Origin of the sequence: Microbacterium sp. LWH7-1.2, assembly GCF_038397755.1 — a bacterium.
Taxonomy (GTDB): domain Bacteria; phylum Actinomycetota; class Actinomycetes; order Actinomycetales; family Microbacteriaceae; genus Microbacterium.
The window spans coordinates 3,258,618-3,281,101 of record NZ_CP151637.1 but is presented as its reverse complement, the minus strand read 5'-3'; the positions used below and the strand labels follow the sequence as shown (position 1 = coordinate 3,281,101).

Annotated in this window: 24 protein-coding genes; 9 read left to right on the top strand and 15 right to left on the bottom strand. The window is 71.3% G+C overall.

Annotation, left to right across the window (positions count from 1 at the left end):
- Positions 1-30 precede the first annotated feature (30 nt).
- Positions 31-906 (top strand): formyltetrahydrofolate deformylase, encoded by an 876-nt coding sequence (purU, locus tag MRBLWH7_RS15235; RefSeq protein ID WP_341995942.1) that lies wholly within the window; start codon positions 31-33, stop codon positions 904-906.
- A 115-nt stretch (positions 907-1,021) separates the two neighbouring features.
- Here the strand turns inward: purU and MRBLWH7_RS15230 are convergent, their stop codons facing one another.
- The 10 genes from MRBLWH7_RS15230 to MRBLWH7_RS15185 all read right to left on the bottom strand — a co-directional run bounded on the left by MRBLWH7_RS15230 (position 1,022) and on the right by MRBLWH7_RS15185 (position 9,856).
- Positions 1,022-1,780 (bottom strand): IclR family transcriptional regulator C-terminal domain-containing protein, encoded by a 759-nt coding sequence (locus MRBLWH7_RS15230; protein ID WP_342002086.1) that lies wholly within the window; start codon positions 1,778-1,780, stop codon positions 1,022-1,024.
- Between the two features lie 161 nt (positions 1,781-1,941).
- A complete protein-coding gene (locus MRBLWH7_RS15225; protein ID WP_341995941.1) occupies positions 1,942-3,114 on the bottom strand; it encodes a thiolase family protein in 1,173 nt (390 codons plus the stop codon).
- A 1-nt stretch (position 3,115) separates the two neighbouring features.
- Entirely contained in the window at positions 3,116-3,784 is a 669-nt protein-coding gene (locus MRBLWH7_RS15220; protein ID WP_342002084.1) for a 3-oxoacid CoA-transferase subunit B, read from the bottom strand.
- Between the two features lie 11 nt (positions 3,785-3,795).
- Positions 3,796-4,557 carry a 3-oxoacid CoA-transferase subunit A gene (locus MRBLWH7_RS15215; protein WP_341995939.1) on the bottom strand — a complete coding sequence of 254 codons (762 nt, stop codon included), beginning with the start codon at positions 4,555-4,557 and terminating at the stop codon, positions 3,796-3,798.
- Positions 4,558-4,809: 252 nt separating this feature from the next.
- Entirely contained in the window at positions 4,810-5,211 is a 402-nt protein-coding gene (gene pcaC, locus MRBLWH7_RS15210; protein WP_341995937.1) for a 4-carboxymuconolactone decarboxylase, read from the bottom strand.
- On the bottom strand, positions 5,208-6,005 hold the full coding sequence (locus tag MRBLWH7_RS15205; protein ID WP_341995934.1) for an alpha/beta fold hydrolase: 798 nt from the start codon (positions 6,003-6,005) through the stop codon (positions 5,208-5,210). Before MRBLWH7_RS15205 ends, pcaC begins: the two co-directional genes overlap by 4 nt.
- Positions 6,002-7,405 carry a lyase family protein gene (locus tag MRBLWH7_RS15200; RefSeq protein ID WP_341995932.1) on the bottom strand — a complete coding sequence of 468 codons (1,404 nt, stop codon included), beginning with the start codon at positions 7,403-7,405 and terminating at the stop codon, positions 6,002-6,004. Before MRBLWH7_RS15200 ends, MRBLWH7_RS15205 begins: the two co-directional genes overlap by 4 nt.
- Entirely contained in the window at positions 7,395-7,979 is a 585-nt protein-coding gene (pcaG, locus tag MRBLWH7_RS15195) for a protocatechuate 3,4-dioxygenase subunit alpha (RefSeq protein WP_341995930.1), read from the bottom strand. Before pcaG ends, MRBLWH7_RS15200 begins: the two co-directional genes overlap by 11 nt.
- On the bottom strand, positions 7,979-8,848 hold the full coding sequence (gene pcaH, locus MRBLWH7_RS15190) for a protocatechuate 3,4-dioxygenase subunit beta (RefSeq protein WP_341995928.1): 870 nt from the start codon (positions 8,846-8,848) through the stop codon (positions 7,979-7,981). The genes pcaG and pcaH overlap by 1 nt, the downstream gene beginning before the upstream one ends.
- A gap of 249 nt (positions 8,849-9,097) precedes the next feature.
- Positions 9,098-9,856, bottom strand: coding sequence for an IclR family transcriptional regulator (locus MRBLWH7_RS15185; protein ID WP_341995926.1), 759 nt, complete (start codon positions 9,854-9,856; stop codon positions 9,098-9,100).
- 48 nt (positions 9,857-9,904) lie between these two features.
- On the opposite strand from MRBLWH7_RS15185, the gene MRBLWH7_RS15180 reads away from it, so the two are divergent.
- The 3 genes from MRBLWH7_RS15180 to MRBLWH7_RS15170 all read left to right on the top strand — a co-directional run bounded on the left by MRBLWH7_RS15180 (position 9,905) and on the right by MRBLWH7_RS15170 (position 13,370).
- Positions 9,905-10,657: an IclR family transcriptional regulator gene (locus MRBLWH7_RS15180; RefSeq protein WP_341995923.1), complete on the top strand. Its 753-nt coding sequence runs from the start codon at positions 9,905-9,907 to the stop codon at positions 10,655-10,657.
- A gap of 136 nt (positions 10,658-10,793) precedes the next feature.
- A complete protein-coding gene (locus tag MRBLWH7_RS15175) occupies positions 10,794-11,978 on the top strand; it encodes a 4-hydroxybenzoate 3-monooxygenase (protein ID WP_341995921.1) in 1,185 nt (394 codons plus the stop codon).
- 165 nt (positions 11,979-12,143) lie between these two features.
- The gene (locus MRBLWH7_RS15170) at positions 12,144-13,370 is read left to right on the top strand and encodes an MFS transporter (RefSeq protein ID WP_341995919.1); all 1,227 of its coding nucleotides are present in this window, start codon (positions 12,144-12,146) and stop codon (positions 13,368-13,370) included.
- A 28-nt stretch (positions 13,371-13,398) separates the two neighbouring features.
- Here MRBLWH7_RS15170 and MRBLWH7_RS15165 read toward each other — a convergent pair whose 3' ends face one another.
- The gene (locus MRBLWH7_RS15165; RefSeq protein ID WP_341995917.1) at positions 13,399-13,863 is read right to left on the bottom strand and encodes a MarR family winged helix-turn-helix transcriptional regulator; all 465 of its coding nucleotides are present in this window, start codon (positions 13,861-13,863) and stop codon (positions 13,399-13,401) included.
- 124 nt (positions 13,864-13,987) lie between these two features.
- On the opposite strand from MRBLWH7_RS15165, the gene MRBLWH7_RS15160 reads away from it, so the two are divergent.
- From MRBLWH7_RS15160 to menE, 5 genes are read left to right on the top strand one after another with little or no spacing between them, the layout of a single operon-like run.
- Complete coding sequence (locus MRBLWH7_RS15160; protein WP_341995915.1) at positions 13,988-14,917, top strand: SDR family oxidoreductase; 930 nt, start codon at positions 13,988-13,990, stop codon at positions 14,915-14,917.
- Positions 14,914-15,801, top strand: a complete 888-nt coding sequence (locus MRBLWH7_RS15155) for an amidohydrolase family protein (protein WP_341995913.1) — start codon at positions 14,914-14,916, stop codon at positions 15,799-15,801. Before MRBLWH7_RS15160 ends, MRBLWH7_RS15155 begins: the two co-directional genes overlap by 4 nt.
- 1 nt (position 15,802) lies before the next feature.
- Positions 15,803-16,993 (top strand): acyl-CoA dehydrogenase family protein, encoded by a 1,191-nt coding sequence (locus MRBLWH7_RS15150; protein WP_341995911.1) that lies wholly within the window; start codon positions 15,803-15,805, stop codon positions 16,991-16,993.
- A 50-nt stretch (positions 16,994-17,043) separates the two neighbouring features.
- Positions 17,044-17,496, top strand: coding sequence for a MaoC family dehydratase (locus tag MRBLWH7_RS15145; RefSeq protein ID WP_341995909.1), 453 nt, complete (start codon positions 17,044-17,046; stop codon positions 17,494-17,496).
- A gap of 52 nt (positions 17,497-17,548) precedes the next feature.
- Positions 17,549-19,072: an o-succinylbenzoate--CoA ligase gene (gene menE / locus MRBLWH7_RS15140; RefSeq protein WP_341995907.1), complete on the top strand. Its 1,524-nt coding sequence runs from the start codon at positions 17,549-17,551 to the stop codon at positions 19,070-19,072.
- A 94-nt stretch (positions 19,073-19,166) separates the two neighbouring features.
- On the opposite strand, the gene MRBLWH7_RS15135 is transcribed toward menE, so the two are convergent.
- From MRBLWH7_RS15135 to MRBLWH7_RS15120, 4 genes are read right to left on the bottom strand one after another with little or no spacing between them, the layout of a single operon-like run.
- The gene (locus tag MRBLWH7_RS15135; protein ID WP_341995905.1) at positions 19,167-19,994 is read right to left on the bottom strand and encodes a PaaX family transcriptional regulator C-terminal domain-containing protein; all 828 of its coding nucleotides are present in this window, start codon (positions 19,992-19,994) and stop codon (positions 19,167-19,169) included.
- Positions 19,991-20,812, bottom strand: a complete 822-nt coding sequence (locus MRBLWH7_RS15130) for an ABC transporter ATP-binding protein (protein WP_341995904.1) — start codon at positions 20,810-20,812, stop codon at positions 19,991-19,993. The genes MRBLWH7_RS15135 and MRBLWH7_RS15130 overlap by 4 nt, the downstream gene beginning before the upstream one ends.
- Positions 20,805-21,629 (bottom strand): ABC transporter permease, encoded by an 825-nt coding sequence (locus tag MRBLWH7_RS15125; RefSeq protein WP_341995903.1) that lies wholly within the window; start codon positions 21,627-21,629, stop codon positions 20,805-20,807. The genes MRBLWH7_RS15130 and MRBLWH7_RS15125 overlap by 8 nt, the downstream gene beginning before the upstream one ends.
- Complete coding sequence (locus MRBLWH7_RS15120) at positions 21,626-22,465, bottom strand: ABC transporter permease (RefSeq protein ID WP_341995900.1); 840 nt, start codon at positions 22,463-22,465, stop codon at positions 21,626-21,628. The genes MRBLWH7_RS15125 and MRBLWH7_RS15120 overlap by 4 nt, the downstream gene beginning before the upstream one ends.
- Between the last annotated feature and the right edge of the window lie 19 nt (positions 22,466-22,484).

Below are 22,484 nucleotides of genomic sequence, written 5' to 3'. Positions count from 1 at the left end.
GCGTTCCTTCGCACAGGGCAGAATCGAACAATGGCCGCCTCTCCGCACCTGAATCCCGACCATGCCTGCCTCATCGTCCACGGCAGCGACCAGCCGGGAATCGTGGCGGCCGTGTCGGCGATGATCACGCGCATCGGCGGCAACATCGTCGCGTTCGACCAGTACTCCGACAACCCTGAAGGCGGTGCGTACTTCCAGCGGGTCGTCTTCCACCGGCCGGGCTTCGCGGCCGACCGCCCGCGCATCGAAGACGAGATCGCCGGGACGCTCGCCGGCTTCGACCTGGAGTGGTCGCTGACCGACCAGTCGGTGCCCAAGCGCATGGCGATCCTGTCGTCGAAGCAGGACCACTGCCTGCTCGACCTCCTGTGGCGCCATCGCCGGGGCGATCTGCCCGTGACGGTGCCGATGGTGATCTCGAACCACACCGCCTCCGCCGAGGACGTGCGGTCGTTCGGCGTCCCGTTCTTCCACGTGCCGGGCGTCGCCGGTCCCGACAAGTCGGCGTCCGAGGCGAAGATCCTCGAGCTGCTGCGCGGGAACGTGGATTTCGTGGTGCTGGCCCGCTACATGCAGATCCTCTCCGGCGACTTCCTCGCCGAGCTCGGGGTGCCGGTGATCAACATCCACCACTCGTTCCTGCCCGCCTTCATCGGCGCCGAGCCGTACAAGAAGGCCAAGCAGCGCGGCGTCAAGCTCATCGGCGCGACGTCGCACTACGTCACCGACGACCTCGACGAGGGCCCGATCATCGAGCAGGACACCGTCCGGGTGACGCACGCCGACTCGGCTTCGGAGCTCGCCCGCCGCGGCGCCGACGTCGAGCGCCAGGTGCTCTCCCGCGCGGTGCTGTGGCACGCCGAGGACCGCGTCATCCGCCACGGCAACCACACGATCGTGTTTTGACGCGCGCAGCCGTAGGCCCCGCGGTCGCACGTCAAGGATTCAGGACGAACGCCGCACATCGAGCCGCGCAGGCTCGCGGCGACGCGGTTTCTCCTGAATCTTCGAGGGCCGGGGGTCAGACCAGCCGCAGCTCGGCGTCGATCGCGGCGGCCGTCTGCTGCAGCGCGGGCAGGTGGCGCTCGAGCACGTGCTCGACAGTGTCGCGCGTGGCGCTGGTCGAGACGTTGACCGCGGCGACGACGTCGCCCCGGCGATCGCGCAGCGGCACGGCCACCGACCGCAGGCCCGGCTCCAGTTCGCCGTCGACGAGGGACCAGCCCTCTGCGCGCACGCGGTCGAGTTCCGCACGCAGCTGCGCCGCGTCTGTCACAGTGCGCTCGGTGAGGGACGGGAGGACGGATGCTGCGAGCAGTTCGTCGAGCGCGGCAGCCGGCAGGCCCGCCAGCAGCACGCGGCCCATCGACGTGGCGAAGGCTGGGAAGCGGGTGCCGATCGTGATCCGCACGCTCATGATGCGCCGGGTCGGAACGCGCGCGATGTAGACGATGTCGCCGTCGTCGAGCACCGCGGCCGAGACGCTCTCGTCGACCTCGCGCGACAGCCGCTCGAGGTGGGGCTGCACGATCTCGGGGATCGACAGCGCCGACAGGTAGCTGAAGCCCAGTTCGAGCACGCGCGGGGTCAGCGCGAACGTCCGGCCGACGCCCGACCCCGCCGACCCGCGGACGTAGCCCAGGTCCTCGAGGGTGCGCAGGAAGCGACCCGCGGCGGCACGCGGGATGGCGGCGCGGCGGGCGACCTCGCTGAGGGTCAGGTCGGGGTGCTCTGCGTCGAATGCCCGGATCACCGCAAGCCCGCGCACCAGGGACTGGATGGTGTCTTTGCCCGGGGCTGCGGCGCTGTCTTTGCCTGGGTCTGCGGCGCTGTCATTGATGCGGCCCGCGTCGTCGGTCACCGGCTCACCCTATCCGCCCCGCCGCCGACCGTCCGCCGGCGTGTCGCGCAATTGCTGCAGTGCCACGCAGGGGCCCCGGTTCAGCGCTCGAGCACGACGGCGAGGCCCTGGCCCACGCCGATGCAGATGGCCGCGACCGCGACGCCGCCGCCCCGGCGGGCGAGCTCGTGCGCGGCGTGGCCGATGATGCGGCCGCCCGACGCCCCGAGCGGGTGGCCGATCGCGAGTGCCCCGCCGTGGATGTTGAGCTTCTCGGGGTCGAGGTCGGGCCAGCCCGCCAGGCAGGCCAGCGACTGGGATGCGAAGGCCTCGTTGAGCTCCACGAAGTCCACGTCGGCCCAGCTGCGCCCGGCGCGCGCGAGCGCCTTGTTCGCGGCGTCGATCGGCGCGATCGGGAACTGGTCGGGGTCGACGCCGTGCGCGGCTCGACCGGTGATGCGGGCGAGCGGCTCGGTCGGCAGCACGCCCTCGCGACCGAGCAGCACCGCCGAGGCGCCGTCGTTGATGGGCGACGAGTTCCCCGCCGTGACGCTGCCCTCGCCGTCGGCGGCGAACAGCGCCTTGAGCCCCGCCAGCTTCTCCACCGACGTGTCGTCGCGGATGCCCTCGTCGCGGGAGAGCTCGGCGCCCGGCACCTGCACCGTCTCGGCGTCGTACACGCCCTCCGCCCACGCCTGGGCGGCGAGCCGGTGCGAGCGCACTGCGAACTCGTCCTGCGCGTCGCGTGAGATGCCCCACTCACGGGCGATGAGCTCGGCGGACTCGCCGTTCGAGATCGTCCAGTGCTTCGGCAGCTTCGGGTTGGTCATCCGCCACCCGATCGACGTGTTCCACAGCGTCTGGTTGCCGACGCTCGGCCACGGCCGCGGCGACTTCTCGACGACGAAGGGCGCGCGGCTCATCGACTCGACGCCGCCCGCCAGAACGACATCGACGTCGCCCGCGTCGATCGCGCGCGAGCCCTGGATGACCGCCTCGACGGACGAGGCGCACAGCCGGTTGACCGTGACGCCGGTCACCGACGTCGGGAAGCCGGCGAGCAGAGCGCCCATGCGCGCGACATTGCGATTGTCTTCGCCTGCCTGGTTCGCGTCGCCGAAGATCACGTCGTCGACGCGGCCGGGTTCGAGGCCGGTCCGCTCGATCGTCGCCTTCATCACCACGGCCGCCAGGTCGTCGGGGCGGACGCCCGCGAGCGCCCCGCCGGCGCGGCCGAAGGGCGTGCGGACGGCGTCGTACACGTAGGTGGTCATGTCACTCACCTTCCCGGATGCCGCGGGCCGCAGCATCCGTCAATTCCAGGCCCGTCAGCTCGGCGAGGAGCTCGACGGTGTTGTCGCCGAAGGCCTCGCGCACCGCGAAGCCCTCGGGTGTGACGTCGAAGACAGCGTGGTCGGTGTAGACCCGCGTGACGCAGCCGACGCCGGTGAGCGGGTAGGTGCACGCCTCGACGAGCTTCGACTCGCCGGTCTTGGTCAGGAGGTCGGTCATGACGTAGACGTTCTTCGCGCCGATGGCGAGGTCCATCGCGCCGCCGACCGCGGGGATGGCGCCGGGAGCGCCCGTCGACCAGTTCGCGAGGTCGCCGCCCTGCGACACCTGGAACGCGCCGAGCACGCAGACATCGAGGTGTCCACCGCGCATCATGCCGAACGAGTCGGCGTGGTGGAAGTACGCGGCGCCCGCGAGAGCGGTGACCGGCTGCTTGCCGGCGTTGATGAGATCGGGATCGATCTCGCCCTCGGCGGGCGACGGCCCCATGCCCAGCATGCCGTTCTCGGTGTGCAGGATGATCTCCTGGTCCTCGGGCAGGTAGTCGGCCACCAGCGTCGGCGCTCCGATGCCGAGATTGACGTACGAGCCCTCGGGGATGTCCGCCGCGATGCGCGCGGCGAGCTGCTCACGCGTGATGCGGGTGGCGATGGTCGTGTCGGTCACTGGTCGACCTCCGTCCCGGATGCTGCGGCGCCGGCGATCGGGCGCCCTTCGATGTCCACGCCGCCGGTGAACCCGCCCTGGTCGAGCCACGCGCGCTCCCCCACCGCGACGACGCGGTCGACGAAGATGCCGGGGGTCACGACGGCCTCCGGATCGAGCGCGCCGAGCGGGACGAGCTCGTCGACCTGCACGATCGTCGTGGTCGCGGCCGCTGCCATAATCGGGCCGAAGTTGCGGGCGGTCTGGCGGTAGACGAGGTTGCCCCACCGGTCGGCGCGGTACGCGCTCACCAGGGCGTAGTCCGCCTTGATCGGGTACTCCAGCGCGTAGACGCGGCCGTCGATCTCGCGGATCTCCTTGCCCTCCGCCAGCTGTGTGCCGACGCCCGTGGGTGAGAAGAACGCGCCGATGCCCGCCCCCGCCGCGCGGATGCGCTCGGCCAGGTTGCCCTGCGGCACGAGCTCGAGCTCGATCTCGCCGGCGCGGTAGAGGCCGTCGAACACCCAGGAGTCATGCTGGCGGGGGAACGAGCAGAGGATCTTGCGCACCCGCTTCTTCGCGAGGAGTGCGGCGAGCCCCACGTCGCCGTTGCCCGCGTTGTTGTTGATGATCGTGAGATCGGTCGCACCTTGCGCGATGAGGGCGTCGATGAGCTCGACGGGCTGCCCGGCCCGCCCGAAGCCGCCGATCATGATGGTCGCCCCGTCGCGGATGCCGGCCACAGCCTCCTCGACCGAGCCCACGGTCTTGTCGATCATGTACTCGCCTCCTTGCTGTTCGCTGTGCGAACACATGTACGCTCTGCGATCTATTGTACTCCCGGCTCAGAGGCGCCGGTACCCCCGCCCCGCCGGCGCCCGGCCTGCGAGAGCGCCTGGGGGGCCGCAGCATCCGTCGCCCTCTCGGTTTCGGGGCGCATCACGCGCGTTCGGGGCGCACGCCGCCCGCCCCGAACCCACGCCGCGCGCCCCGAACCGATGCCGCGCGCCCCGAACCAGTGCCAGGGCCGGCTACTGGACCTCGGCGAACACGTCCTTCGCGATGCGGAACGCGGTGTTGGCGGCCGGGACTCCGCAGTACAGCCCGGCCTGCAGGATCACTTCCTTGATCTCGTCGACCGTGAGCCCGTTGCGCAGGGCCGCGCGCAGGTGCATCGCGAGCTCCTCGTGGTGTCCGAGCGCGATGAGCGCCGTGAGGACTGCCACCGACCGTGACCGGCGGTCGAGCCCCGGGCGCGACCAGATGTCGCCCCACGCGACGCGGGTGATGAAGTCCTGGAAGTCGGCGGTCAGTTCGGTCGTGCCGGCGATCGCGCGGTCGACGTGCGCATCCGACAGCACCTCGCGACGCACGACCATGCCCTGGTCGTAGCGCTCGGCGTCGGTGAGGCCTTCACCCTCTGGCCGGCTCACGCGGCACGCTCCGCGGCGACCGTGCCGAAGAAGTCGAGCAGCAGCGCGGCGGTCGCCGCCGGGGAATCCGCGGGCGCCAGGTGCGAGGCATCCGGGATCCCGATCGCCTCGCCGCGCTGCACACCCGCGGCGATCTCGCGAGCGGATGCCTCGGGTGTGACCGCGTCGTGATCGCCCCACACCGCGAGCACCGGGGTGGCGATCTCGCCCAGCCGGTCGCGCACGTCGAAGGCGGCGAGCGCGTCGCAGCAGCGGGCGTAACTCTCGTCGTCGGTGTTCTGCAGCACGTGCAGGAGCCGCCCGGTGAGATCGGGATCGCGCTCGATCGAGCCCGGCGCGAACCAGCGCTGCGCGGACCCGATGATGAGGCTCGACGTGCTCTGCGCCCGCACCTGCGCGGCCCGCTCGTGCCAGCCCTCAGGCGTGCCGATCCTCGCGCCCGAGCACAGGATCGCCGCGGCGCCGATCCGGTCGCCGTGGCGCAGCAGCAGCTCGAGCCCGACGGCGCCCCCGAGTGAGACCCCGGCGTAGAGGAACGGTCCGTCGATCGCAGCGGCGACGGCGTCGGCGAGCTCGGCGATCGTGAACCCCTCGGTCGACGCTGGCGCGGCGCCGTGACCGGGCAGGTCCCACAGGGCGACGCGGTAGTGCTCGGCGAGCGCCGGGATCACACGGTCCCACAGGAGCGTCGAGGTGCCCAGCGACGGGCCGAGCACGAGCAGCGGCGCGCCCGTCGTCCCCGAGGTCGTCGAGGGGCCGGCGGGGCCGGTGAGGGAGATGGCGGGGACGGTCACGCGTCGTCCTCCTCTGCGGTGGGTGCGGCAGCCTCGTCGACGAGACGGCCGGAGAGTCCGGTGTAGCGGGCGGGGTCGAGCAGGTCGGCGACGAGTGCCTCGGGGGTCACCCCGCGCTCCGCGGCGGCGGCGGCGACGTCGGGCGACGCGGCGAGAAGTGCGGCCAGATCGCCGCCCGCGGCGGCTGCGGTCACGAGGTCCGCCACGCCTGCCGCTGCCCGCACCGGCCCGAGCACGATCGAGAGGCGCTCCGAGACGATGAGCCCTCCGGTGGCCGCGAGGTTGCGGGCGACCGCATCCGTGTCGACGTGCAGGTCGGCGACGAGCGTCGCGGCGTGGGCTGTCGCGCCGAGCGCGAGCCGCAGCAGTTCGCGCAGCGTCGGCCATTCCGCGTGCCACGCGCCGTCAGGGCGCTCGTCGGCGGCGAGGGCCGATGCGAGATGCAGCGTGGCGCCGAGCTGGGGCGCGCGCAGCGCAGCCGAGCGGATGAGGACGGATGCTGCGGGGTTGCGCTTCTGCGGCATCGCCGACGACCCGCCGCCGGCGCCCTCGGCGAGCTCGCCGATCTCGGTGCGGCTGAGGGTTGCGACGTCGGTGGCGATCTTGCCGACGGCGTCGATCGCCTGCACGAGCGCGTCGCCCAGTTCGGTGATCGGCCAGCGGCTGGTGTGCCACGGGGCATCGGGCGCGGCGAGCCCGAGTTCGTGGGCGAAGGCGGCGGGAAGGGCGGCCGCGGCATCGGCTCCGCCGATCTCGGCGAACGACGCGAGTGTTCCGGCGGCACCGCCGAGCTGGGCCGGCAGCCGGTGCTGCACGTCTTCGACGCGCTCCTTGGCACGTTCGACACCCCGCAGCCACCCGGCAGCCCGCAGTCCGACGGTCGTCGGCACCGCGTGCTGGGTCAGCGTGCGCGCCGCAGTGACCTCGTCGCGACGCGAACGGGCCAGGGAGCGCAGCGAGACCCCGGTGTGCACGAGAGCCGCGACGACGCGGCTCGTGGCCGCGCGTGCGACCACCATCGCGGCGGTGTCGACGATGTCCTGGCTCGTCGCACCGCGGTGCACCCACACGCGCGCGTCGATTCCGACCCGCTCCTTGAGGCGCCCCACGAGCGGGATCACCGGGTTGCCGCCCGCCACCGCAGCGGCGGCCAGCGTCGCGGCGTCGACCCCGTGGTCGCGGCATCCACGCAGCGCGCCCTGCCAGCCGAACTCCGTCTCGATCTCGTCGACCGCCTCGTCGGGCGCGAGACCGGTCTCGCGGAAGGCCCGCGCCAGCGCGACCTCCGCGGTCACAAGGGCGTCGAGGTACGCGGCATCCGTCACCGTCTCGTCGTGACCGACGGTCACCGGCGAGAGCAGGCCCGCATCGAGTGCGGGCCGGTCACGGTCAGAAGGCAAGGAACACGGTCTCCTTCTCGCCCTGCAGGTGGATGTCGTGGTGCAGGTTGCCGTCCGGCAGGCGCGTCGCGATGAGCGTAGCGCGCTCGTCCTCGTCGAGCGAGGACAGGAGTGCGTCGGCGGCGAGGAGGTCCTCGTGCTCGGGCAGGTAGATGCGCGTCACGAGCTTGTCGGGAAGACCGCGAGCGAAGACGATCACCGAGTAGAACGGTGCGCCCCCGTCGACCGGACCGGGGTTGCGGGTCCAGAACTCGTAGCGACCGACGTCGGTGGTCGCCGCACGGCCGAAGCCCGTGAACGAGTGGTCGTCGCGGCGGAACGCACCGTGCGCGCGAGGGACCTCGCCGTTCTCGTCGGCGCTCCAGATCTCGATCACCGAGTCGGGAATCGGGTTGCCGGCGCCGTCGAACACGGTGCCGCCGAGCACGACCGACCCCGGGCTGTGCGGGAAGACGACCTGGTGCTTCTTGTCGAAGTCCAGGCCGAAGGCGAAGAACGGGCCGACGGTCTGCCCACCGGTGGGCTCGTGGGTCGCAGGACCCAGATCGCGCTTGGTGCGGGTTGCGCCGGCCATCAGTGCTCTCCTTCTTCGGGCTCGAACCAGGTCGCATCGGGGCCGTCCACGACGATGTCGAAGCGGTAGCCCATCGAGAACTCCGGCACCGACAGGTCGTGGTCGTACAGGCCGATCAGGCGGTCGCGGTCTTTCTGGCGCCAGATGGTGTTGTAGATCGGGTCGAGCGGGAACAGCGGGTCGCCCGGGAAGTACATCTGCGTCACGAGGCGCTGAGTGAAGCCCGAGCCGAAGATCGAGAAGTGGATGTGGGCGGGGCGCCACGCGTTCACGTGGTTCTTCCACGGGTAGGCGCCCGGCTTGATCGTCGTGAACTTGTAGTACCCGTTGTCGTCGGTGACGGTGCGTCCGGCGCCGGTGAAGTTCGGGTCGAGGGGGGCGGGATGCTGATCCCGCTGGTGGATGTAGCGGCCTGCGGCATTCGCCTGCCAGATCTCGACGAGCTGGTTCGCCAGCGGTCGCCCCCACGAGTCGAGGAGGCGGCCCTCGACCGTCATGCGCTCGCCCTGGGGCTCGCCGATGTGCTGCAGCGTCAGGTCGGACTCGATCGCGGCGACATCACGCTGCCCGAACGCCGGCGACCACAGCTCGATCGTCTCGGGATCGACCAGCTTGGGGTTCTTGGTCGGGTGGCGCAGCAGGCTCGACCGGTACGGCGGGAAGTCGTGGAGGCTGATGTTGAGCTTCTCGCCGGCGGCCTCGCGCCGCGCGGTGGCGGCGTGGTAGTCGACGATCTCCTGGGTGATCTCGTTCTGCGTCAGCTGGTCGGGCGATGCCAGCAGCGACTCGGGCGCCGCCACGGTCTGCTCGAGCACCACCGACGACGAGAACGCCTCCTCGCCCCGGGAATCGGGCTGGGTCGCGGTCATAGAGGTCTCCTTCGACGACTCGGGTCGTCCCAGGGTCGCACTCCGGAGCGGCCACGGCGCCGTGGATTCCCACTCAGCGGGAATCCGGGGAGGCGTGAGGCCGCAGCATCAGTGTCCATCCCCGGGTTTGGGGCGCAGAGCGTGCGTTCGGGGCGCGGAGCGTGCGTTCGGGGCGCGGAGCGTGCGTTCGGGGCGCGCGACGTGCGCCCTAACGCACAGTATGCGCCCCAAACCGTCGGGAGGCCGGGGTCACGCACCGCGGAGGTCGTGGTGGAGGTCCTTCGCGGTCTGCACCACCAGCGGGCCGAGCCGCCGCTCGTCGGCGCGCCCGAGGTGCACGACGAGTCCGAGCGCCACCGGCGGCAGGCCCTCGACGCGCGGCAGTGCCGCAGCGACCGAGACGTTGCCGAGGGTCATCTCCTCACGCGTCGTCGCATAGCCGAGCGCCCGGGTGCGCGCGATGTCGGCGCGGAGCTCGGGCTCGGTCGCGATCGAGTTCACGGTCTCGCGCTCGAGCGGCGCCTGGAAGTACTGCCGCAGCCACCCCTCGTCGCGCGTCGCGAGCAGCGCCTTGCCCACGCCGGTCGTGTGCAGGGGGCCGCGACCGCCCATGCGGCTCAAGGTCGGGATGGACTGGCGGCCGGTGAGGCGACCGACGTAGAGGGCGGTCGAGGTCTCGGGGGTCGCACCGTCGAGCACCGCGAGGTGCACGTTCTCGCCGGTCGCCTCGTACAGCCGCACCATGTGCGGCAGCGCCGTCTCGCGCAGGCGCAGCGACAGCGGCGAGAGCTCGCCGAGCTCCCACAGCCGCGGCCCGATCGCGTACGTGTGGCCGGGTCCGCGGGTGAGCAGGCCCTCCGCGACGAGCGTCGCGAGCAGGCGGTGCAGTGTCGATGACGCGAGTCCCGTGCGGGCCGCGAGCTTCGTCGCGGTGACCGCCGGCTCGTCGTCGGTGAAGCACCCGAGCACGCGCAGCGTGCGCTCGAGCACACCCTCGCCCTCCGCCATGGATCCTCCCCGAGCGACGTTACCCGGCCCGGATGGCAGAGTGGGCGCATGGCCAACTCGCCCTCCGGCGACTCGATGACCGACCGCATCGTGCGCGTGCTCGAGACCTTCACCGCGGAGCGCTCGATGCAGTCTGCCGCCGAGATCGGCCGTCGTGCGGGGCTGCCGTCGTCGACCGCGCACCGCATCGTCGACGAGCTCGTCGACGCGGGCCTGCTCGAACGCGACGAGGACCGCCGCGTGCACCTCGGCATGCGGCTGTGGGAGCTGGCCCTGCGGGGCTCGACGGCGCTGCGCCTCCGCCAGGCCGCGCTCCCCCACATGGAGCGGGTGCAGGCGCGCATCCGGGAGCACACGCAGCTCGCCGTGCTCGAGCAGGACGAGGCCCTCTTCCTGGAGCGCCTCTCCCACCCCGACGCCGGCGCCAACATCACCCGCATCGCCGGCCGCCTGCCGCTGCATGCCTCGTCGTCGGGCCTCGTCCTGCTCGCGCATGCCCCATCCACCCTGCGCGAGCGGGTGCTCGCCGGTCCGCTGCGCGCCCTCGCCCCCGAGACGGTGACGGATGCCGCGCGCCTGCGCCGCCTCATCGCCGACGTGCGCCGCGCCGGCGTGGTCGTGGCGCCCGGCTCCATCGAGGCCGTGTCGACCGGCGTGGCGGTGCCGATCCGCGACGCGGGCGAGGTCGTCGCCGCGCTGTCGGTCGTGCTCCCGCGCGAGACCGATCCGGCAGCCGCGATCGAGGCCCTGCGCGACGCCGCGGCGGGCATCGAGTCCGCACTTCGCGCCGACCGCCGCTGATCTCTCCCACCGCTTCCCCGATCCTCAATCGAGGACGCCGAGGCTGTCCCGATGAACGGGAATCCATCACCACGGCGGCATGGCCGGGGGGACACTGGGCCGAGGCATCCGTTCCCGAACGTCGAAGGAGACGTCCATGTCCACGATCCGCACCCGCGTCGCCATCATCGGCGCCGGCCCGGCCGGTCTGCTGCTGTCGCACCTCCTGGGGATCGCCGGCATCGAGTCGGTCGTCATCGACCAGCGCTCGCGCGAGGAGATCGAGACCACGATCCGCGCCGGAATCCTCGAGCAGGGCACCGTCGAGGTGCTCGACTCGTCCGGGGCCTCGAGCCGCGTGCGCACGGTCGGCAATCGCCATGACGGCATCGAGCTGCGGTTCGCCGGCCACGGGCACCGCATCGACTTCGCCGATCTCGTCGGCCGCGGCGTGTGGCTCTACCCGCAGCACGAGGCCCTCAAGGACCTCATCGCCGTGCGCCTCGACAAGGGCCAGGATCTCCGCTTCGGCGTGACTGCCCTGCGCGTCGAGGACGCGGCATCCGACCTCCCTCGCGTGATCGCGACCGACGCCGACGGCGCCCCGCTCGAGATCGAGGCCGAGTTCGTCGTCGGCGCCGACGGATCGCGCAGCGTCGCACGCGAGGCGGTGACCGGGTCGTCCACCGGCGGCTACTTCCGCGAGTACCCGTTCGCGTGGTTCGGCATCCTGTGCGAGGCGCCCCCGAGCGCCGACGAGCTCATCTACAGCAACTCCCCCGACGGGTTCGCGCTCATCAGCCAGCGCAGCGCGACGGTGCAGCGCATGTACTTCCAGTGCGACCCCGACGCCGACCCGAACGCCCTCAGCGAGGAGCAGCTGTGGGAGGAGCTGCAGAAGCGGGTGCCCGGCACAACCCTCAAGGAGGGCCGGATCTTCCAGCGCGACGTGCTGCGCTTCCGCAGCTTCGTCGCCCACGAGCTGCTGCACGGCCGTGTCGCGCTCATCGGCGACGCCGCGCACACCGTGCCCCCGACCGGCGCGAAGGGCATGAACCTCGCCGTCGCCGACGTGCTCGTGCTCGAGCGGGCGCTGCGCGCCCTGCTGCTCGAGAACGACGACCGGCTCATCGAGGCCTTCCCCGAGAAGGCGCTGCACCGCATCTGGAAGGCCCAGCACTTCTCGTGGTGGATGACCAGCATGCTCCACGTCGCGCCCGACGCGTCGGACTTCGATCGCCTCCGCCAGCTCGGCGAGCTGCGGTCGGTCGTCGAGTCCGAAGCCGGCCGACGATACCTCGCGGAGGCGTACACCGGCTGGCCCCTCGAGGGCCTCGCCTGACGCGGCGGTGCGTGAGGTCCGTTCGGGGCGCAGTGCGTGCAGACGGGGCGCACGCCGCGCGCCCCGAACGCACACGCCGCGCCCCGAACCCCGACGACCGGGCATTGCCGCTCAACGGGAGTGGGCGGATGCCGCGGCCTGGGCCTCGGCTATAGTCCGATGCCTATGGCCTCATCGTCGCGGACCGCGCGAGCCGAGCCGTCGCGCACGGCGTCGGCCCTGATGCTGCTCGCGGCCGTGTGCCTGGTCGCGATGAACATGCGGCCGGCGATCACGGGACTCGGGCCCCTCCTCGACCAGATCGGCGCCGACACCGGCATGTCGGTCTCGGCGCTGGGTCTGCTCGCGGCGGTGCCGCTCGTCGCATGGGCGCTCTTCTCGCCGCTCGCGCACGACCTCAGCCGCCGGTTCGGGCAGCCGCGAGTGCTGCTGTGGTCGCTGCTGGTGCTGCTGGTCGGCACGCTCGTGCGCTCGATCCCGGGCCCGGTGGCGAGCCTCTGGATCGGCACGGCGGTCATCGGCATCGGGATCGCCATCATCAACGTGCTCATGCCCGCCGTGGTCAAGCGTGAGTTCTCCGGCCACGTGCCCGCCGTGACAGCGGCGTACACGGCGCTGCTCGCCGGTCTCGGCGCGGTCTCATCGGGCGTGGTCGTGCCGATCTCGCACATCGAGCTCGGCGGCGATCCGGCCGGCTGGCGCTTCGCGCTGCTCGTCACCGGCGCCGCGCTCCTGCCGTTCGCGATCGTCGCCTGGTGGTGGGCGCACCGCGGGGTCGCCCGTGCGCACGACCGGTCGAAGGCGCCGCGCGGACGCACCGGCATCTGGCGCGACCCGATCGCGTGGCTGGTCGCCGCCTACATGGGGCTGCAGGCATCGATGTTCTACATGTTCGTGACCTGGCTCGCCCCGCTGTCGATGTCGATCGGGCGCTCGGAGGTCGTCGCCGGCATCGACGTCATGGTGTACCAGCTGTTCTCGCTCGCCGGCTGCCTGCTGCTGCCGCTCGCGCTGCGAGGCGGGCTCGAACGGTGGGCGCCTGCGCTCATCCCCTCGCTCGCGATCGTCGGCGTCGTGGGCCTCATGATCGCGCCCGATGGCGTCCTGGCATGGGGGTCGCTCATCGGGCTCACCGGCGGGGCGACCCTCGCCATGTCGCTCACACTCATGGCCCAGCGCGCTCGCGACCATGACACGTCCGCGGCGTTGTCGGGAATGTCGCAGTCGGTCGGCTACGTCATCGCGGCGCTGGGACCGATCGCCTTCGGCGGTCTGCACAGCCTCACCGGCGGCTGGGCGGCGTCGCTCGCCCTGGTGCTCGCCGTCCTCGTGGCCCTGACACTGGTCGGCGTGTTCGCCGGCCGCGACCGCTACGTCCTCGAACGTCGATGACGACGGGGACGGATGCCGCGCCGCGGCGTCAGTCGGACGGGAAGGCGAGCGTTCGCAGCAGGGTGGCCAGGGTCGCCCGCTCGGACTCCGACAGGTCGCCGTGGACGCGCTCCTCCGCGGCGCGCGCGGCCTCGCCGGCGGCCACGACCAGTGCCCGTCCGGCTTCTGTCGCCACGACGACGTTCGCGCGCCGGTCGGCCGGATCGGGCTGACGCTCAACGAGCCTGCGGGCCTGCAGGTCGTCGACGAGGCTCACCACCTGGCTCGGGTCGAGCCGGAGGAACTCGGCGAGCTCGCGCTGCGAGGGCCGGGCATCGCCCGAGGTCAGCACCAGCACCGAGTACGACCGCGCCTTGAGCCCGTGCTCGGACAGCGCCGCGTTGCCCGCGGCCAGCGCGATGGCGTTGGCGCGCGCCAGCAGAAAGCTCAGGTCGTCCGTGAGCGCCGACGCGCGGAGGCCTCGCGAGGCGGCGACGTCTGCGGCTTTCGGCATGGCCACGATGCTAGCTCAATTCCATGACGATCTGAATGATTGACTTTTTCAACGATCCGGACTTCAATGGTGCTCGGGCACGGTTGCGGCGAGCCGCCGGCCTCGGAACGAAGGAGTCTCACCCATGCCTCACGACGCACCGCTCGACGGCAAGGTCGCCATCGTCACCGGCTCGGGCCGCGGCCTCGGCCTCGCCTACGCCCAGGAGCTCGCCCGCCAGGGCGCCGCCGTCGTGATCAACGACGTCGACGAGCCCACCGCCGCCGACGCCGTCGCCACGATCGAGGCCGAAGGCGGCCGCGCGGTCGCAATGGTCGCACCGGTCGGCCCCACCGAGACCGCGCGGCAGCTGGTGCGCACCGCGGTCGATACGTTCGGACGGCTCGACATCCTCGTCACCAACGCCGGCGTGCTGCGCGACACGGTGCTGTGGAAGATGAGCGACGACGACTTCGACACCGTCATCAACGTGCACCTGCGCGGCACCTTCACCTGCGTGCGCGAGGCGGCGACCTGGATGCGCGAGAACGAGGTGCCCGGCCGCATCATCTGCATCGGCTCCCCCACCGGTCAGCGCGGCAACTTCGGCCAGACGAACTACGCCGCCGCGAAGGCCGGCATCGTCGGCATGGTGCGCACCTGGGCGCTCGAGCTCAAGCGCGCCGGCATCACCGCCAACGCGGTCATCCCGGTCGCCGCGACCGCCATGACCGCCACCGTGCCCTATTTCGCCGCCGCCGTCGAGGCCGACGCCGCCGGCGAGCCGATGCCCGCGTTCTTCCGCCACGACCTCGGGTTCGGCACATCGGACGACGTCGCGGGGCTCATCGCGTATCTCGCGTCGGATGCTGCGGCCGCCGTCACCGGTCAGGCCATCGGCATCGGCGGCGACAGGCTGCAGCTGTGGTCGCACCCCGAAGCCGTCGCGACCGCCTACAGCGATGGCGGCTGGTCGTACGACGACCTCGCGTCCGGCTTCGCCGAGGCGGCGGGACCCCTGCAGTCCGTCGGCGAGAAGTTCCCGCCGCTCCCCGAAGAGCTGCAGCGCCCGTGACCCGCTACGAACCCGCGATCGACCTCGACGCGATCACCGCGATCGACGTGCACGTGCACATCGAGGTCGACCGCCACGGACACTCGTCGCTTCCCGACGACCTCCGCGACGCTGCGGCGAAGTACTTCACCACCGACGCACCCCACCCCGACCTCGACGCGGTCGCCGCGTACTACCGCGAGCGGCGGATGGCGGCCGTGGTCTTCACGGTCGACGCCGAGACGAACTTCGGGCACTCGCCGCTCTCGAGCGCCGAGATCGCCGAGGGCGCTGCACGAAACAACGACGTGCTCATCCCCTTCGGCTCGGTCGACCCGCTCAAGGCGACCGCTGTCGATGACGCACGCCGCCTCATCGAGGACCACGGCGTGCGCGGCTTCAAGTTCCACCCGACCGTGCAGGGGTTCGACCCCTCCGACCCGGCGTACGCACCGCTCTACGAGACCCTGCAGGACGCCGGCGTCGTCGCCCTCTTCCACACCGGGCAGACCGGCATCGGCGCGGGTCTGCCGGGCGGGCGCGGCCTGCTGCTGGGCCTGTCGAACCCCATGCTGCTCGACCCCGTCGCGGCCCGATTCCCCGAGCTGCAGATCATCATGGCCCACCCGTCGGTGCCCTGGCAGGACGAGGCGCTCTCGGTCGCCACCCACAAGCACAACACGTGGATCGACCTTTCGGGCTGGAGCCCGAAGTACTTCCCCGAATCTCTCGTGCGCGCCGCGAACTCCTACCTCACGCGCCGCGTGCTCTTCGGCTCGGACTTCCCGCTGCTCACCCCCGACCGCTGGATGCGCGATGCCGAGACCGTCGGCTCGTTCAAGCCCGAGGCGATGCCCGGCATCCTGAAGGACAACGCGGTGCGCCTGCTGGGACTGGGCGGCTGACATGCCCACCCTCGAGGCGGATGCGACGTTCGGGTTCGACCCGTACGCGATCGCGGAGGCGCATCTGAGCCCCGCCGCGCGAGCGGCGCTCGGGCGTCTTCAGCAGACGCTGGAGCGCAGCATCCGCCCCCTCCTCGCCGAGGCGTGGGAGACAGCGACCATGCCGGCCGAGGTCCTCGAGGCGCTCATCCCGCTCGACCTCATGCAGCCGGCGGGGGTGGATGCCGCGGAGGCGGCGTCGAGCGTGTACTCCGGGTTCCGCAACTACGTGCTGGCGCGCACCGACGTGTCGGTGGCGACGCTCTACAACGCGCAGTCCGGGCTGTTCCGCACCGCGATCGCCCTCGGCGGGTCGCCCGAGCAGGCGGCAGAGCTCGACCCGCGCGTGCGCAGCTTCGAGCTGAAGGGCGTGTTCGCGCTCACCGAGCCCGAGCACGGGTCCGACATCGCCGGAGGTCTCGCCACCACCGCGCGCCGCGAGGGCGACGCGTGGGTGATCGACGGCCGCAAGAAGTGGATCGGCGGGGCTGCGGCATCCGATGTGCTCGTCGTCTTCGCCCGCGACGTGGACGACCACGCGGTCAAGGCGTTCCTCGTGCCCACCGACGCGACCGGCGTGCGACTCGAGGCGATCGGCGGCAAGGTCGCGCTTCGTCCCATGCAGAACGCGGTGATCACGCTCGAGGGCGTGCGGGTGACCGAGGCGCAGCGCCTCCGGAACGTGAACGGCTGGCGCGACGTGGCGCGGATCCTGCGGGCGATGCGGTCCGATGTGGCCTGGATCGCCGCCGGCCTGCAGGCCGGCGCGCTGGACGCCGCCGTGCGCTACGTGCGGGAGCGGCACCAGTTCGAGCGACCCATCGGCGGCTTCCAGCTCGTGCAGGAGAAGCTCGCGCGCATGCTCGGCAACACCGTCGCCTCCCTCGCGCTCGTGGTGCAGCTGTCCGCCCGGCAGGACCAGGGCGAGTACGCCGACGAGAACTCCGCCCTGGCCAAGCTGCAGACCGCACGCCTCGCGCGCGAGACCGTCGCGCTCGGCCGCGAGGTGCTCGGCGGCAACGGCATCCTGCTCGAGCACGACGTCGCCCGGTTCTTCACCGACGCCGAAGCCGTGTACTCGTACGAGGGCACGCACGAGATCAACGCCCTCATCGTCGGCCGCGCCCTGACGGGCGCGTCCGCGTTCACTTGACCGCTGGTCGCTGAGCCCCGTCGAAGCGCCGACCCATCGAAGGAGAACCCATGACCACCACCGTCGACTACGCCGACGTCGCAGGCCTCGCCGGCACCGACCTCGGCTGGACCGAGTGGCTCGAGGTCACACAGGAGCGCGTGAACCTCTTCGCCGACGCCACCGACGACCACCAGTGGATCCACGTCGACCCCGCGCGGGCGGCCGAGGGGCCGTTCGGCGGTGCGATCGCGCATGGCTTCCTGTCTCTGTCGCTGACCGTGAAGTTCTGGTCGGAGCTGTTCGACGTCACGGGAGTGACCACGCGGGTCAACTACGGCCTCGACAAGGTGCGCTTCGTGTCGCCGGTAAAGGTCGGCGCCCGGGTGCGCGGCGGCGCGGTGATCGCCGAGGTCACCGAGATCGCCGGCGGCTACCAGTTCGCCGTCGACCAGACCATCGAGATCGAGGGCGGCGGCAAGCCGGCCGTGGTCGCGCGCGGCCTGTACCGGTTCTACGCCTGACCCACCGGGTCCGAGCACACACCACCTCCTCGAGGGAGAGGACTCCGCAACGATGCACAGGGGAATCGGGTTCTGGCTCGCCAAACGGCGCCTGAAGGACCCCGGCAAGACGGCCGTCGTCTTCGGCGACGGCGAGCTCACGTACCGCGAGCTGGCGGACGCCGCCGACCGGGTGGCCGCCGTGCTGTGGCACCGCGGCATCCGCCACGGCGACGCCGTCGCCTACATCGGCGAGAACAGCCCGCAGTTCCTGCAGGTGATGTTCGGGGCCGCACAGCTGGGAGCGGTGTTCGTGCCGGTGAACACCCGGCTCGCGGCGCCCGAGATGCAGCACGTGCTCGTCGACTCCGGCGCGCGCGCCGTGGTGCTCGATGCCGAGTTCCTCCCGCGCGCGATGCCGGGCGTGGAGGCCGGCCGCATCGCCCACGTCATCGCAACGGGCGAGGGCCTTCCCGAGCATCCCGGGCTGGCGCGGCTCGTCGCGGACGCACCCGGTGGGCACACCGTCGCCGATGTCACGCTCGACGACCCGGCCGCCATCATCTACACGTCCGGAACGACCGGCAAGCCGAAGGGGGCGGTGCTCAGCCACGGCAACCTCACATGGGTCGCCCTCAACTGCATCGTCGACTACGACGTGGTCTCGACCGACGTGTCGCTGATGATCTCGCCGCTCTTCCACGTCGCCTCACTCGGCATGGGCGCGCTGCCGGTGCTCCTCAAGGGAGCGACCCTCGTGCTCGAGAAGGGCTTCGAGCCGGGCCGCGCGCTCTCGCTCATCCAGGAGCGCAGGATCACGATGCTGAGCGGCGTTCCCACGACGTACCAGATGATGGCAGACCATCCCGCCTGGGCGACGACCGATCTCTCGACCCTGGAGAAGCTCACATGCGGCGGATCGGCCGTGCCGACGCGGATCCTCAACGCCTACGAGGAGCGCGGACTGTCGTTCTCACAGGGCTACGGAATGACCGAGACCTCCCCCGGTGCGACGTCGCTCTCACCCGCGATGACCCGCGAGAAGCAGGGCAGCGTCGGGCTGCCGCACTTCTTCACCGAGGTGCGGATCACCGACGAGCACGGCGAGGTGGTGCCGCGCGGCACCGTCGGCGAGATCGAGGTGGCCGGACCCAACGTCTTCCTCGGCTACCACGATCAGCCCGAGGCCACCGCGGCGACGTTCACTGACGACGGCTGGTTCCGCTCCGGCGACCTCGGCTACCTCGACGCCGACGGCTACCTCTACATCGCCGACCGTCTCAAGGACATGATCATCTCGGGCGGCGAGAACATCTACCCGGCCGAGGTCGAGAATCTCATCGCCGACATCGAGGGCATCTCGGGCGTCGCGGTGGTCGGCGTGCCCGACGAGCGCTGGGGCGAGGTCCCCTGGGCCGTCGTCACGCTCCGTGAGGGCGCCGAGGTCGACACGGAGTTCGTTCGCGCCCACCTCGACGGCCTGCTCGCACGCTACAAGCTGCCCAAGAACGTCGTCGTCGTCGAGGACCTGCCCCGCACGGCCTCCGGGAAGGTCCGCAAGGCCGACCTCCGCGCCCGCTTCCGGGAGAGCGGATAACGCGGCCGTGCTCGAGGCGCTGGTGCGCGGTGAGGACGTGGATCCCGCCGACGTCGCCTCCCGCGTCACCTGAGCCGCGAAGCGTCCACGGGATTCAGTCGACGAGTCCGGCGAAGTCGCGCACCGCAGGGAACGCGAACTCCCGATGCCGCCGTGTGAAGAGCTCGAACGAGCGGTCGGCGGGCCAGTCCTCGCCCATGTACTGCCGGGGCAGGCGCGGGTCGGCGCGCAGCAGGGCGAGCCAGTCGGCGACGAGCAGCGTGCGGGCCGTGACGGCCGGGAGCTCGGATGCCGCGTCCTCCCGCTCCCAGTGCTCGATGAACTCGGCGTGGGCGGCCCGGATGCCCTCGATGTCCCAGGCGACGCGCACGGTCTCGGCCATGGGGAACCCGTCGAGCTCCGACGCCGAGAAGGCGTTCACGGAACCCGGCGGCAGGTCGGGGATGATCGCGCCGAGCGCCGCGGCGAGATCCACGGCTCCGGGCGCGATCCACAGTCCGTCGCGCAGCACGGCGAAGCCCGCCCACGTGAGGGCCGCCCGCAGACGGTGACGCAGGTCGCGCTGGTGCTCCGGCACGCTGAAGGTCACCAGAGTCCAGCCGTCGCCCTGCGGTTCGAAGGGGTCAGGGCCGTTGACGCGGACAGCCGCCTCCCGCAGCACCTCGCTGCCGTGCGCGGTGAGCTCGAACCCGATCTCGCGACCCAGGCGGCGGCGCTCCAGCATGCCGCTGGACACCATGCGGTCGAGATTCACCCGCACCGCCGACGCCGCGACGCCGGCGACTTCGAGAGCGCCGATCAGAACGCTTGCGCGCAGCGGCTCGAAGTAGCGGTCGCACACGAACTCGCCGAAGAACGCCAGCAGCAGTTGACGCGGTTTGCGCGTGAGGACCGACGCGTCGGCGGGGGTGACGACGCTCACGCGGCCCCCGGACGGACGGCCTCACCGCGCTTGGCGCGCTGGATCTGCTCGTAGACGTGTGTACGCAGCTCGGCGAAGCGGGGCAGCGCCCGCGTCGTGATCTGATCGCGCTCGGGGGCGAGGTCGATCGCGAGGTCCTCCTGCACCCACGTCGGAGACTTCGACAGCACGATGACGCGCTCGCCGAGGTAGACCGACTCGTCGATGTCGTGCGTCACGAACAGGATCGACATGCCGCGCTCGCGGTGCAGAGTCCGCACGAGGTCTTCGAGGTCGGCACGCGTCTGCGCGTCGACGGCGGCGAACGGCTCGTCCATGATGAGCACCTCCGGCTGGTACGCGACCGCGCGGGCGATAGCGACGCGCTGCTGCATTCCTCCCGAGAGCTGCCACGGGTAGCTTCCCGCCGCATGGTCGAGTCCGACCGCCGTCAGGGCGTCGTCGATCAGCCTGTCGCGGTCGGCACGCGAGAGCTTCTTGTGCTTGAGCGGCAGCTCGACGTTGCCGCGCACGGTCAGCCACGGGTACAGGCTGCGGCCGTACTCCTGGAACACGAGCGCCATCTTCGGCGGCGGGCCGGTGACGCGCTTGCCGTCGAGCTCGACCATTCCCGACGTCGGCTTGAGCAGACCGGCGATGCACTTCAGCAGCGTCGTCTTGCCGCACCCCGAGGGGCCGACGATGCACACCAGCTCGCCGGAATTCATCCGGAATCCGATGTCGCCGATCGCCTCGACGTTCCCGGTCGATGATTCGTACACCTTGCGCAGGTTCTCGACGTTGAGAAGCGTCTGTGCAGTTCGAAGCGATTCAGGCACGCTCCACCTCCTTGATTCCGTGGTACCAGCGCAGCACTCGTCGCTCGACGAAGCCGAAGATCGCTGCGAGAAGAATGCCGATGAGTCCCAGCAGCAGGATGCCGCTCCACATTTCGGCGATGAGGTAGTTCCGCTGGAAGAAGACGATCTGATAGCCCAGGCCAGAGGACGAGTACGCCAGCTCCGAGATCACCATGAGGATCAAGGCGATGGAAAGGGACTGCCGAACGCCCGCCATGATGCGCGGGCTGGCGGCAGGGAGCACCAGGTAGCGCAGCCGCTCCCCCGAGGTCAGCGCGAACGACCGCGCCGTCTCCGTCATCACCGAATCGGTGGCGCGCACCCCCTCGATCGTGTTCAGCAGGATCGGCCACACCGAGCCCACGACGATCACGACGATCTTCATCGCGTCGGTGGGGCCCATCAGCACCACCACGATGGGCAGGAGCACCGGCGGCGGAACCGCGCGGAAGAACTCCAGCATGGGCTCGAGCAGTTCGCGGAGCCATCGGTTGAGACCGATTACCGTGCCGCCGACGATGCCGACGACGATCGAGATGATGATGCCGATGGCCAGGCGGCCGAGGCTCGGCAGCACATCGGTCACGAACGCGGGGCCGACCCAGGTGTCGATGAAGGCGTCGAGGATCTCCAGCGGCGCGGGGAAGAATTTCGCCGGCGCAAGGGTCGCCCAGATGCCCCAGATGATCAGCAGGATGAAGGGCAGGCCGATGGCGTAGAGCGTGTTCTCGCCGATCTTGACCCACACGCGCGATGCTCGGCGCGGCGTCACGACGGTGCTCGTATAGAGGGTCACAGCACTTCCTCCCCTCGCACCGACTGGTGCCACGCGAGCGAGCGCCGCTCGATCGCGCGGAAGACGAGGTTGATGATGAGCCCGAGCACGCCCGTGACGATGACGAGGGCGTACACGGCCGGCCAATCGCCCGCCGACTGCGCGAAGACGATCTCGCGACCGAGGCCGGGATTGCCGATGAACATCTCGGCGGTGATCGCGAGGATCAGCGCGACCGCGGCCGCGAGGCGGAGGCCCGTCATGAGGTACGGCAGCGCGGTAGGGAAGACCAGGTTGACGATGCGCGATCCTCGCGACAGCCCGAAGCTGCGCGCCGTGTCGCGGGCGACCGTGTCCACGTCGGCGACGCCGTAGAGAACCTGGATGAACACCTGCCAGAAGCTGGCGTAGACGATGATGACGAGCGCGGATTCGATGCGCAGGCCGAACAGGAGGATCGCGAGCGGGATGAGCGCGACCGAGGGGATCGGGCGCAGGAACTCCACCGTCGTGTGGGTCGCCCGGCGGAGGAAGGGAACGAGTCCGATGACGGTGCCGAGCACGACCGCCAGCACGGTGGCGATCACCAGGCCGATGCCCCAAGCGGTCATGGTGCGTCCGACATTGCGCCAGAACTCCAGGTCGCGCATCTGCTGACCGAGCTCCGCGAGCGTCGTGGTCGCGGCCGGGAAGTAGCGCGGGTCGACGATGCCCAGCGTGGGCAGCAGCTGCCAGGTCAGGAGGAATCCGAGGATGCCGGCGACGCCGAGCGCGAACTTGCGCAGCGTGCGCGACCGGCGGACGCTGCGCGGGGGCGGCGGCGCGGCGACGATCAGGGGAGCGTCAACGGTGGCCATCGGGGGTCCGATCTGGTGG

What these genes read in the sequence shown, in the direction of transcription:
- purU (WP_341995942.1), top strand. Translation starts at nt 31, where the DNA reads ATGGCCGCCTCTCCGCACCTGAATCCCGACCATGCCTGCCTCATCGTC.
- pcaG (WP_341995930.1), bottom strand. Translation starts at nt 7,979, where the DNA reads ATGGCCGGCGCAACCCGCACCAAGCGCGATCTGGGTCCTGCGACCCAC.
- menE (WP_341995907.1), top strand. Translation starts at nt 17,549, where the DNA reads ATGCACAGGGGAATCGGGTTCTGGCTCGCCAAACGGCGCCTGAAGGAC.
- MRBLWH7_RS15170 (WP_341995919.1), top strand. Translation starts at nt 12,144, where the DNA reads ATGGCCTCATCGTCGCGGACCGCGCGAGCCGAGCCGTCGCGCACGGCG.
- MRBLWH7_RS15215 (WP_341995939.1), bottom strand. Translation starts at nt 4,557, where the DNA reads ATGATCGACAAGACCGTGGGCTCGGTCGAGGAGGCTGTGGCCGGCATC.
- MRBLWH7_RS15165 (WP_341995917.1), bottom strand. Translation starts at nt 13,863, where the DNA reads ATGCCGAAAGCCGCAGACGTCGCCGCCTCGCGAGGCCTCCGCGCGTCG.
- MRBLWH7_RS15120 (WP_341995900.1), bottom strand. Translation starts at nt 22,465, where the DNA reads ATGGCCACCGTTGACGCTCCCCTGATCGTCGCCGCGCCGCCGCCCCCG.
- MRBLWH7_RS15150 (WP_341995911.1), top strand. Translation starts at nt 15,803, where the DNA reads ATGCCCACCCTCGAGGCGGATGCGACGTTCGGGTTCGACCCGTACGCG.
- MRBLWH7_RS15175 (WP_341995921.1), top strand. Translation starts at nt 10,794, where the DNA reads ATGTCCACGATCCGCACCCGCGTCGCCATCATCGGCGCCGGCCCGGCC.
- MRBLWH7_RS15180 (WP_341995923.1), top strand. Translation starts at nt 9,905, where the DNA reads ATGGCCAACTCGCCCTCCGGCGACTCGATGACCGACCGCATCGTGCGC.
- MRBLWH7_RS15145 (WP_341995909.1), top strand. Translation starts at nt 17,044, where the DNA reads ATGACCACCACCGTCGACTACGCCGACGTCGCAGGCCTCGCCGGCACC.
- MRBLWH7_RS15160 (WP_341995915.1), top strand. Translation starts at nt 13,988, where the DNA reads ATGCCTCACGACGCACCGCTCGACGGCAAGGTCGCCATCGTCACCGGC.
- MRBLWH7_RS15185 (WP_341995926.1), bottom strand. Translation starts at nt 9,856, where the DNA reads ATGGCGGAGGGCGAGGGTGTGCTCGAGCGCACGCTGCGCGTGCTCGGG.
- pcaH (WP_341995928.1), bottom strand. Translation starts at nt 8,848, where the DNA reads ATGACCGCGACCCAGCCCGATTCCCGGGGCGAGGAGGCGTTCTCGTCG.
- MRBLWH7_RS15225 (WP_341995941.1), bottom strand. Translation starts at nt 3,114, where the DNA reads ATGACCACCTACGTGTACGACGCCGTCCGCACGCCCTTCGGCCGCGCC.